This window comes from Hydrogenophaga sp. (genome assembly GCF_028698005.1).
Classification (GTDB): domain Bacteria; phylum Pseudomonadota; class Gammaproteobacteria; order Burkholderiales; family Burkholderiaceae_C; genus Hydrogenophaga.
Window position 1 is genome coordinate 1 of record NZ_JAQVEJ010000114.1, and the last position, 9,820, is coordinate 9,820.

General features: G+C 67.4%; 13 protein-coding genes. 8 read left to right on the forward strand and 5 right to left on the reverse strand.

Annotated elements, in window-relative coordinates; all coding sequences use genetic code 11:
- The first annotated feature begins 4 nt into the window (after positions 1 to 4).
- The 3 genes from PHQ87_RS11355 to PHQ87_RS11365 all read left to right on the forward strand — a co-directional run bounded on the left by PHQ87_RS11355 (position 5) and on the right by PHQ87_RS11365 (position 2,237).
- The gene (locus PHQ87_RS11355) at positions 5 to 121 is read left to right on the forward strand and encodes an RlpA-like double-psi beta-barrel domain-containing protein (RefSeq protein ID WP_366524474.1); all 117 of its coding nucleotides are present in this window, start codon (positions 5 to 7) and stop codon (positions 119 to 121) included.
- A gap of 50 nt (positions 122 to 171) precedes the next feature.
- The gene (locus PHQ87_RS11360) at positions 172 to 1,455 is read left to right on the forward strand and encodes an aminotransferase class I/II-fold pyridoxal phosphate-dependent enzyme (protein WP_300234186.1); all 1,284 of its coding nucleotides are present in this window, start codon (positions 172 to 174) and stop codon (positions 1,453 to 1,455) included.
- Between the two features lie 179 nt (positions 1,456 to 1,634).
- Positions 1,635 to 2,237, forward strand: a complete 603-nt coding sequence (locus PHQ87_RS11365) for an OmpW family outer membrane protein (RefSeq protein ID WP_300234189.1) — start codon at positions 1,635 to 1,637, stop codon at positions 2,235 to 2,237.
- 80 nt (positions 2,238 to 2,317) lie between these two features.
- On the opposite strand, the gene PHQ87_RS11370 is transcribed toward PHQ87_RS11365, so the two are convergent.
- Together PHQ87_RS11370 and rlmJ are read right to left on the reverse strand one after the other, a co-directional pair.
- Positions 2,318 to 3,100 carry a DUF3047 domain-containing protein gene (locus PHQ87_RS11370; RefSeq protein ID WP_300234192.1) on the reverse strand — a complete coding sequence of 261 codons (783 nt, stop codon included), beginning with the start codon at positions 3,098 to 3,100 and terminating at the stop codon, positions 2,318 to 2,320.
- Between the two features lie 33 nt (positions 3,101 to 3,133).
- Positions 3,134 to 4,045: a 23S rRNA (adenine(2030)-N(6))-methyltransferase RlmJ gene (gene rlmJ, locus PHQ87_RS11375; protein WP_300234194.1), complete on the reverse strand. Its 912-nt coding sequence runs from the start codon at positions 4,043 to 4,045 to the stop codon at positions 3,134 to 3,136.
- 197 nt (positions 4,046 to 4,242) lie between these two features.
- Here rlmJ and rplM point away from each other — a divergent pair, with 197 nt between their 5' ends.
- The 5 genes from rplM (at position 4,243) to erpA (ending at position 6,826) form a co-directional block, all read left to right on the forward strand.
- On the forward strand, positions 4,243 to 4,674 hold the full coding sequence (gene rplM, locus PHQ87_RS11380) for a 50S ribosomal protein L13 (RefSeq protein ID WP_234266364.1): 432 nt from the start codon (positions 4,243 to 4,245) through the stop codon (positions 4,672 to 4,674).
- Positions 4,675 to 4,684: 10 nt separating this feature from the next.
- Positions 4,685 to 5,077 carry a 30S ribosomal protein S9 gene (rpsI, locus tag PHQ87_RS11385; protein ID WP_300234200.1) on the forward strand — a complete coding sequence of 131 codons (393 nt, stop codon included), beginning with the start codon at positions 4,685 to 4,687 and terminating at the stop codon, positions 5,075 to 5,077.
- Between the two features lie 79 nt (positions 5,078 to 5,156).
- Positions 5,157 to 5,861 carry a DUF6776 family protein gene (locus tag PHQ87_RS11390; protein ID WP_300234203.1) on the forward strand — a complete coding sequence of 235 codons (705 nt, stop codon included), beginning with the start codon at positions 5,157 to 5,159 and terminating at the stop codon, positions 5,859 to 5,861.
- A gap of 81 nt (positions 5,862 to 5,942) precedes the next feature.
- Entirely contained in the window at positions 5,943 to 6,350 is a 408-nt protein-coding gene (locus PHQ87_RS11395) for a polymer-forming cytoskeletal protein (protein ID WP_300234204.1), read from the forward strand.
- A gap of 110 nt (positions 6,351 to 6,460) precedes the next feature.
- Complete coding sequence (gene erpA / locus PHQ87_RS11400; RefSeq protein ID WP_300234207.1) at positions 6,461 to 6,826, forward strand: iron-sulfur cluster insertion protein ErpA; 366 nt, start codon at positions 6,461 to 6,463, stop codon at positions 6,824 to 6,826.
- Positions 6,827 to 6,835: 9 nt separating this feature from the next.
- Here the strand turns inward: erpA and PHQ87_RS11405 are convergent, their stop codons facing one another.
- From PHQ87_RS11405 to PHQ87_RS11415, 3 genes are all read right to left on the reverse strand, one after another.
- A complete protein-coding gene (locus tag PHQ87_RS11405; RefSeq protein ID WP_300234210.1) occupies positions 6,836 to 7,732 on the reverse strand; it encodes a CoA ester lyase in 897 nt (298 codons plus the stop codon).
- Entirely contained in the window at positions 7,729 to 8,202 is a 474-nt protein-coding gene (locus PHQ87_RS11410) for a MaoC family dehydratase (RefSeq protein WP_300234212.1), read from the reverse strand. The genes PHQ87_RS11405 and PHQ87_RS11410 overlap by 4 nt, the downstream gene beginning before the upstream one ends.
- A 1-nt stretch (position 8,203) precedes the next feature.
- Positions 8,204 to 9,820: biotin/lipoyl-containing protein (locus tag PHQ87_RS11415; protein WP_300234215.1), on the reverse strand; the 1,617-nt coding region annotated here is incomplete at its 5' end.

Consider the following 9,820-nt stretch of genomic DNA (forward strand, 5'->3'; position numbering starts at 1 on the left):
GCGCATCAACGACCGCGGCCCGCGGCACCCGGGGCGTGAGATCGACCTGAGCGCGGCGGCGGCACGGGCCCTGGGCATCGAGCATCTGGGCGTGGCACGGGTGCAACTGTTTCGCGAATGAGCCGGCCGGTGGCTCGTCGCTTTTTTTCACCAAACGAGGAGATTTTCATCATGAAGCTGGAAACCATTGCCGTCCACGGCGGCCAGTCCCCCGATCCGACCACGAAGTCGGTGGCCGTGCCCATCTACCAGACCGTGGCCTATGCCTTCGACAGCGCGCAGCACGGTGCCGACCTGTTCGACCTGAAGGTGCCGGGCAACATCTACACCCGCATCATGAACCCGACCAACGACGTGCTGGAAAAGCGCCTGGCGGCCCTGGAGGGCGGCATTGCGGCGCTGGCGCTGGCCTCGGGCATGGCGGCCATCACCTATGCCATCCAGACCATCGCCGAGGCGGGCGACAACATCGTCTCGGCCAGCACGCTGTACGGCGGTACCTACAACCTGTTCGCCCACACCTTCCCGCAGCAGGGCATCGAGGTGCGCTTTGCCGACCCGCGCGATCCGGCCAGCTTTGCGCCCCTGATCGATGCACGCACCAAGGCCGTGTTCTGCGAGTCCATCGGCAACCCGCTGGGCAATGTCACCGACATCGCCGCGCTCGCGAAGATCGCGCACGATCACGGCGTGCCGCTGATCGTGGACAACACCGTGCCCAGCCCTTACCTGCTGCGCCCGATCGAGCACGGCGCCGACATCGTGGTGCACGCGTTGACCAAGTACCTGGGCGGCCACGGCAACAGCATCGGCGGTGCCATCGTCGACAGCGGCAAGTTCCCCTGGGCCGAACACAAGGAGCGTTTCAAGCGCCTGAACGAACCCGACGTGAGCTACCACGGTGTGGTCTACACCGAGGCCCTGGGCCCGGCGGCCTTCATCGGCCGCGCCCGCGTGGTGCCGCTGCGCAACACCGGCGCGGCGCTCTCGCCCTTCAATGCCTTCCTGATCCTGCAGGGCATCGAAACGCTGGCGTTGCGCATGGACCGCATCGGCGACAACACGCTGGCCATCGCGCGTCACCTGCAGCAGCACCCCAAGGTCGAGTGGGTGCGCTACGCCGGCCTGCCCGACCACCCGGATCATGCACTGGTTCAGCGCCAGTCGGGCGGCAAGGCCTCCGGCATTCTCTCCTTCAGCCTCAAGGGCGAGGGGAGCGACCCGCGTGCCGCCGGCGCGCGCTTCCTGGATGCCCTGCAACTGTTCACGCGTCTGGTCAACATCGGTGACGCCCGTTCGCTGGCCACGCACCCGGCCTCCACCACGCACCGCCAGCTCAACGCCGAGGAACTGGCCAAGGCCGGCGTGACCGAGGGCATGGTGCGCCTGTCGGTGGGCATCGAGCACATCGACGACCTCATCGACGACCTCGACCAGGCGCTGGCTGCCGTCTGACACCGGACGGTGCCGCCGTTGCCCGTCACGGGGGTAGGGGCAACCGGCTTGATCTGTGTCAAGCCGGTTTTGGACGAAAACGAAACGCTTCGTTTTTTTTGATCTGACGCAATACGGTGTGTACTTCAGTGCCTTTCAATGCGCACGGGAATGTTCCCTTGACGTGGAGAAAGAAGCACATGTTGACGAAGAAGCACATCGTTGCCGCAACCGCCCTGACGCTGATGGCTGCCGGCACCGCCATGGCCCAGGATTTCAAGGCCGGCGACCTGCTGGTGCGTGCCCGTGCCGTGCACCTGGACAGCGCCAACAAGGACAGCACCGGCCTGAATCTGTCGGTCAACGACAAATGGCTGCCCGAAGTGGATTTCACCTACTTCCTGAGCCCGAACCTGGCTGCCGAGCTCATCCTGACGGTGCCGCAAAAACACACACTGTCGGCCGGTGATGCCAAGATCGGCAGCCTCAAGCACCTGCCGCCGACGCTGACGGTGCAGTACCACTTCGACGCGGGCAGTGGCATCAAGCCCTACGTGGGCGCGGGCCTGAACTACACCCGCTTCAGCTCGGTGAAACTGCCCGAGGGTGTGGGCATCAAGAAGAACAGCACCGGGCTGGCGCTGCAGGCCGGCGTGGATGTGGCGATCAGCAAGGACATGTACGTGAACTTCGACGTGAAGAAGGCGGCCATTTCGACCAAGGTGTCGGCCGGCGGTGAACGCATCGGCAAGTTCAAGGTCGATCCCCTGCTGGTGGGGGTGGGCTTGGGCTGGAAGTTCTGAGCACACTGAACTTCCCCCGCGCGGCGTCGCCGTTGCCCGCTTTGCCATGGGGGCGACGGCTTGCCGTGCTTGCTGGGCGCTCAGCGTGACGTTGGCGTCCAGCGCAGCGGGCCGTACCAGGCCTTGCTGTGCCGGCCGGTGTTGTTGGCATCGGTCATGAGGGCGATGAATTCCAGCCGTGCCGGTGCCTCGTCGAAGGCGTGGCGGTAGTCGGCCGCCACGTCGCGGTCGAAATCGTTCCAGCGGCCCAGCCCCTCGGTGCCCGACTGCACCACCAGCTTGCGGATGCGGTCGGTGCGACGGTGCTTGATCACGGTGCCCACCGGGCGCACCGGGTCCCACACATAGACCAGGGTGGCGTAGGGCAGGGGCTCGCCGGTGATCAGCCGGACCAGCTCCGACATCCGGTGGTCGCGCGGCGCGAAACGCCCGCGGTCGCCGTCAAACTGCAGGACCACCCGCACCACGGCATCGTCCACCGCGGTGTCGGCCAGATCGGCATCGTGATTCAGGCCATCGGTGAACCAGGAAAAATGCAGCCGGCCGGCCGGTGGTTCGCCGGCTTGCAGCCGTACCCGCACCAGGCTGTCGCCACCGTGGCTGTCGGCCAGCAATGCCGGCCGCCCCGCGTGCTGCGTGGGCCGGTAGAGCGTGGGCTGGCGCTGGCCCACACGGCGTTCATGCCAGCCCGGACCGACACCATCGCCGGCCACGGGCAGTTGCGTGGCCTGCCCCCAGTCGGAAGCGTCCAGGTGCGCGCCGGGCACCGGCCCGAGGCTGGCGCATGCGGACAGGACACTGGCCGCGATGGCCATGAACGTGCGCTTGAGATGTCTGGCGGTGGTGCGTGTGTGGCGGAGCATGCAGGCAGACGGCGCAGTGCCGGGTGCTGTGAATCAGGCAGAGGATTCCACCGAGAACGCCTGTCCCCGGCCCTGTCCCAGCGTTTCGCGCAGCAGCGGCAGGGCCTGTGTGAGGCCGGCCTTGAGCGTGTGCGGGGGGTTGATCACGAACATGCCGCTGGCGGTCAGGCCCTGGCGTTCGCCGGGGGCCAGGTCCTTGTGGCCGATGTTCAGCGTCGCGTGCAGCCAGGGCCGGCCGGCCTGCTGCGCCAGCGTCCGCAGGCGGCGCGGCAGGTCGTGTGCCTCGGCGCGGCCGATGATCGGGTACCAGATGAGGTAAGTGCCGGTCGGAAAGCGCTTGAGGCTGTCCTGGATGACGGCGGCTACGCGGGCGTAGTCGCTCTTGATCTCGTAGCTCGGATCGATCAGCACCAGTGCCCGGCGCGAGCCGCCGGCACCCGGCGGCGGGGGCAGCAGGGGCTTGAGACCCTCGAAGCCGTCCTGGCGGGTGACGGTGACCGCGCGGCCGGCACCCAGTTGTGCCACGTTGGACGACAGGGTCTTGCCGTCGGTCGGGTGCAACTCGAACAGGCGCAGCCGGTCGCGCGAGGCAGGGCGCATCAGCCGCTGGATGACGAAGGGCGAGCCAGGGTAGACGCGCAACGCGCCATCGGGGTTGAAGTCGGCCACCAGGTCGAGGTAGTCGTCGATCAGCGGATGCGAGGCTGGCGCGGCGCCCTCGGCAGGCCGCAGCGCGGCCATCAGGCGCACGATGCCGTCGGCGGCCTCGCCGCCCTTGTCGGAGAAATCGCTGTCCAGGCGGTACAGACCGGCGCCGGCATGCGTGTCCACGAAGGTGATGCCGGCCTCCTTGAGCATCAGGTGGCGCAGGGTGGCGATCAACACGGTGTGCTTGAGCACATCCGCGTGGTTGCCGGCGTGGAAGGCGTGGCGGTAGCTGAACATGATGGGAGGATGGTACCGTTCGGCAGCACGGAATGGGCAAAACTTGCGATGTACCCGTGATTTTTCGTACAATGGAGAGCTTCGCAGCGTTTTTTGGCCCCGCGGCGGAGCATGTCATCCCACCTAAGAGTCTTCCGGCAGAGAAGGTCCGACCGTGGAAAAGGGCCAGCCAAACCAGCTCTTTGCAGAGAAAACTCATGACCAAGACGTTCAGCGCCAAACCCGCTGACGTGAAGCACGAGTGGTTTGTGATTGACGCGACCGACAAGGTCCTCGGACGAGTTGCCAGTGAAGTGGCTCTCCGACTGCGCGGCAAGCACAAGGCCATCTACACGCCTCACGTCGATACCGGTGACTACATTGTCATCATCAACGCAGCCAAGCTGCGTGTGACCGGTACCAAGAACACCGACAAGATGTACTACCGGCACTCGGGTTTCCCGGGCGGTATCTACGCCACCAGCTTCCGCGACATGCAGGCCAAGCACCCCGGCCGCGCGCTCGAGAAGGCCGTCAAGGGCATGCTGCCCAAGGGTCCTCTGGGCTACGCCATGATCAAGAAGCTCAAGGTGTACGGCGGCGCCGAGCACCCGCACACCGCCCAACAGCCGCAAGTGCTGGACATCTGAGGAGCCGACGATGATTGGTGAATGGAACAATGGCACCGGCCGTCGCAAATCCAGCGTCGCCCGCGTGTTTCTGAAAAAAGGCACCGGCAAGATCACGGTCAACGGCAAGGACATCGAACAGTTCTTCGGCCGCCAGACCTCGATCATGATCGCCAAGCAGCCCCTGGTGCTGACCGAGAACCTGGAGGCCTTCGACATCCAGGTCAACGTCCACGGTGGTGGTGAATCCGGCCAGGCCGGCGCCGTGCGCCACGGCATCACCCGCGCGCTGATCGATTACGATGCAGCCCTCAAGCCCGCCCTGAGTGCTGCCGGTTACGTCACCCGTGACGCCCGTGAAGTCGAACGCAAGAAGGTCGGCCTGCGCTCCGCACGCCGCCGCAAGCAGTTCAGCAAGCGCTGATCGCGTTCGCCTCTGCCGCAAAAACCGCCCGCAGGCTTGTCTTGGGGCGGTTTTTGCATTTCAAGGAGACTGATTCGGTATGCGACTGCGTCTGCTGCGACGACGGCTGACGGCCAACTCCCCCCGGCTGGCAATCCGCCGTGCCACACCCTGGCCCCTGCAGTGGCTGCTGGCGGCCGTGGTGCTGGGTTTTTCTGCCGCCGTGGCCTTGTGGGCGTTCGAGATCGGCCGGGACATTTCCGGCGTCGAACGACATGGGACCGAGGAGGTGCGCCGGCTCCAGGAACAGGTGCGGGTGCTGGGCGAGGCGCTGGCACAGGCCGAATCGGTGGCGAACACGGCCGAAAGCCTGCTGATCGCCGAGCGGGCCACGCAGGAGGAACTGGCACGGCAGATCCGCCAGTTGCAGACCGACAACCAGGCCTTGCGCAGCGACCTGGGTTTCTTCGAGCGCCTGATCCCCGGCTCCGGTGGTGACGGCCTGAACATACGGGGTCTGCAGGCACAGCAGGTATCCGACACCCAGCTGCAGTGGCAGGTGCTGATGATCCAGGCGCGCAAAAACGCCCCGGACTTCAATGGCTCGCTCGAGTTGAGCGCCAGCGGCACCCTGGCTGGGCGACCATGGCAGACGCGCACGCCCGATACGCGCGCGGTGCAGGTCCAGAACTACCTGCGCCAGGACGGCGTCATGGACTTGCCACCCGGGGTCGTGGTACAAACCGTCACCGCCCGCTTGCGCCAGGGCGGAACCGTGCGGTCCGAACAGACCATCCGTCTATAGGTCTGTGCCGCGTCCGAAGCCACCACCATCATCATCAGCGGTCACGGCATGGCCGCCGTCGTTCGGAGGAGTGTTCCCGTCATGTTCAGCAAGAAGAAGCAGCCGCCCATCAAGAGCCTCATCGCGCAGGGCACCCGCGTGGCCGGCAATGTCCTGTTCGAGGACGGATTGCGGATCGATGGTGAGGTGGAGGGCGATATCCGCGTGGACAACGGCGGCACCAGTCTGCTGGTGGTCAGCGAGCTGGCCAAGGTGACGGGCAGCATCCAGGCCGGGCACGTGATCATCAACGGCTGGGTGAAAGGGCCGGTGACGGCCACGGACCTGCTGGAACTTCAGCCCAAGGCGCGCATCGAAGGGGATGTGTCCTACAAGGCGCTGGAAATGCACCAGGGCGCCATGATTTCCGGCCAGCTGCAGCCCATGACCGACGGGGAAGCCGTTGACGACGACAAACCCACACTGAAACTGGCGGCAAACAACAGCTGACCGGCAGACACCGACGGGCTGCGATACCATTCCTTGTCAACCATGGTCGCAGCCTGTCAGCGCAGGCCATGTCCAGTTATCGCCATTCACTCCACGAGAGGAATACCCCCATGAACGCCGTTGCCGAAACCGTCCAGTCCGAGATGCCTGCGCCCCTGATTTTCACCGACAGTGCGGCGACCAAGGTGGCCGAGCTGGTGGCCGAGGAGGGCAATCCCGACCTCAAGCTGCGCGTTTTTGTGCAGGGTGGCGGGTGCTCGGGTTTTCAGTACGGGTTCACCTTTGACGAGGTGGCGAACGAAGACGACACCCAGATGAGCAAGAACGGCGTGACGCTGCTCATCGATGCCATGAGCTTCCAGTACCTGATGGGTGCCGAGATCGACTACAAGGAAGACCTCGAAGGCGCCCAGTTCGTGATCCGCAACCCCAACGCCACCACCACCTGCGGCTGCGGCTCCAGCTTCAGCGTGTAAGGCGCGGCACTAGGGCCCGTTCAGGCCCAGGATCTGGCGGGCCCGGCGCAGATGGGGCATGTCGAGCATGCGCCCGTCCAGTTGCGCCACACCGCCGGCCATCCCTTCAAAAGCCTTGAGCACGTGCTTGGCCCAGGCGCGCTCCTGCGCATCGGGCTCGAAGGCAGCGTCGATCACCGCCACCTGCGCCGGATGGATGGCGGCCTTGTGACCGAAACCCAGTGCGCGGTGTTCGATGCACTCGCGGCGCAGGCCGTCCTCGTCGCGGAAGGCCGTGTAGACGGCATCGATGGGTTGCGCGCCGCAGGCACGGGCGGCGATGAGGCAGGCGTCGCGCGCGTGGCGGTAGGGGGCGAGCAGACGGCCGGTGGCGGGGTCGCGGTTGGTGGCGCCCTGCAGGTCGGCGCAGAGGTCTTCGGCGCCCCACATCAGGCCCTGCAGGCGCGGCAGCGGCGCGCGGAAATCGGGCAGGCATTGCACGCCGCGCGCCGTCTCGGTCACGATGGCCACGATGCCGGTGCGGCCGGACGGAGCGCCGGCGGCGGTTTCCGCATCGTCCAGCAGCGCGCCGAGGCGCCGTACGTCGGCCGGCCCCTCGCACTTGGGCAGCACGACACCGGCCGCGCCGGCGGCCACGGCGGCGCGGACATCATCGGCCACGCCAGCGCTGTCGAGCGCGTTGATGCGGACAAAGACGCGCGCGGCCTGCGCCGGATGAGCGCCGAGCCAGGCACGCATGCCCGCGCGCGCGGCCTGCTTGTGCTCGGGCAGCGGGCCGACGCCATCCTCCAGGTCGAGGATCAGGCGGTACGCGCTGCTCTGGCCGGCGTGGGCGAGCTTGGACGCGCTGTCGGCCGGGACGAACAGCCAGCAGCGGCCGGCCTGGTGGTGCGCCCTGGGGCTCATGTGGCGGCCTCGCAGGCGGCGGCGGGGCGCTTGCGCATGAAGGCCTGGCGGGTGCACTGGGCCACCACCTCATTGCGCTGGTTGATGGCCTGGTGCTCGAACTCGACGATGCCCGCGTCGGGGCGGGAGCGGCTTTCGCGGCGGCTGACGACCCGTGTGCGCACCCGCAACGTGTCGCCGTGGAACACTGGCTTGGGAAAGCGCACGTCGCTCATGCCGAGGTTGCCGATGGTGGTGCCCAGTGTGGTGTCGTTCACGCTCATGCCGATCATCAGGCCGAGGGTGTAGAGGCTGTTGACCAGACGCTGGCCCCATTCCGTGCCGGCGGCGAAGTGCTCGTCCAGGTGCAGCGGCTGCACGTTCAGGGTCAGCGAGGAAAACAGCACGTTGTCCATCTCGGTCACGGTGCGTGACCAGGGGTGTTCGAATTCGCGTCCGGGTTCCAGGTCTTCAAGGTACAGGCCTGCCATGTCATGTCTCCTGGGTCTGCAGGGGGTCGAGCAACACGATGGGGGTGCCGCGCGGCACCGTGTCACCGACCTGGGCGCCGATGCGGGCCACCGTGCCCTCGCGCGGGGCGCACAGGGTGTGAAAGAGCTTCATCGCTTCGAGCACCGCCACGGGCTCGCCGGCGCTCACGGTCTTCCCGGGGCTGACGAGCAGTTGGGTGAGCAGGCCCGGCATGTCGGCAACGACGGCGTCCGCGGTGGCCGAGGCCTGGGCGCCGGTCCGGGCCAGGCCCACCGAGGGCTGGACGCCCCAGCGTTGCCAGTGGCCGTCCGACCACAGCGAAACCGCCTGGCCCGACACGGTGGCCTGCCAGTGCCGGCCGTCGTGGCACAGGCGCAGCGGGCCGCCTGAAGGGCCCCCGATCAGCGCCACGGGCAACGCGGCTTCGGCCGCCCGGTCGCGCACGAGGCCGGGCGCATCGAGCTGCAGGACGACCGTACCTGCGTGACCCGATTCTTCGTCGGCGACGCGCAGTGACAGTTGCGCGGGCCACCCTGCGGGGGCGGTCAGGCGCCAGCCGGGCAGTTGCGCCATCGGGGTGTCGCCAGGTGGATGGGTTTGCGCGAAGTACCACGCGGCGGCGGCCACGACGGCGCTGTGTTCGGGCCGGGCGTGGGGTGGCGTCCGCCAGCCGCCGGGAAAGGCGTCGTCGAGAAAGCGGGTGCTCAGCGGTTCATCGAAGGCGGGCAGCGAGAGCACCTCGTCCAGCATCGGCAGGTTGGTGGTGATGCCCTCGATGTGCCAGTGCGCGATGGCCCGGCGCAGGCGCTCGCGTGCGACCGCACGCGTGGCACCGTGAGCGATCAGCTTGCCGAGCATGGCGTCGTAGTGCGGCGTGACCTCGCTGAGCGCGTCGATGCCGCTGTCCACGCGCACGCCGGGCACGTCCGGCTCCTCACAGGCCCGGAGCGGTCCGAACGAGGCGCGAAAGCCGTGCGCGGGCGACTCCGCGTTGACGCGTACTTCGATGGCCCAGCCCTGCCGGGTGATGTCTTCCTGACGCCAGGGCAGGGGCCGGCCGCAGGCGCTCAGGATCTGCTGCTCGACCAGATCGATGCCGGTGGTCAGCTCGGTCACCGGATGTTCGACCTGCAGCCGGGTGTTCATCTCCAGAAAATAGGGCTCGTCGCCCCGGTCGGCGTCGAGCACGAATTCGACCGTGCCTGCCGAGTCGTAGCCGATCGCGTGTCCCAGCGCCAGCGCCGCCTCGTACAGGCGTTCGCGCACGGCCGCGGACAGGTGGGCCGCCGGCGCTTCCTCGATGACCTTTTGGTAGTGCCGCTGGATCGAGCATTCGCGCTCGAACAGGTGGACCAGATGGCCGTGGCGGTCGCCCAGCAGCTGCACTTCCAGGTGGCGCGGCCGCAGCACGTAGCGCTCCAGCAGCATGCGGGCATCGCCGAAGGCCGACTGCGCTTCGGCCCGGGCCAGGGTGAGCTGGGCGGTGAAATCCGCCGCGCTGTCGACACGCCGCATGCCCTTGCCGCCACCGCCCGCACTGGCCTTGATGAGCAGCGGAAAGCCGATGCGGCGAGCCTCTTGCGCCAGGCGCTGGTCGCTCTGGTCGTCGCCGTCGTA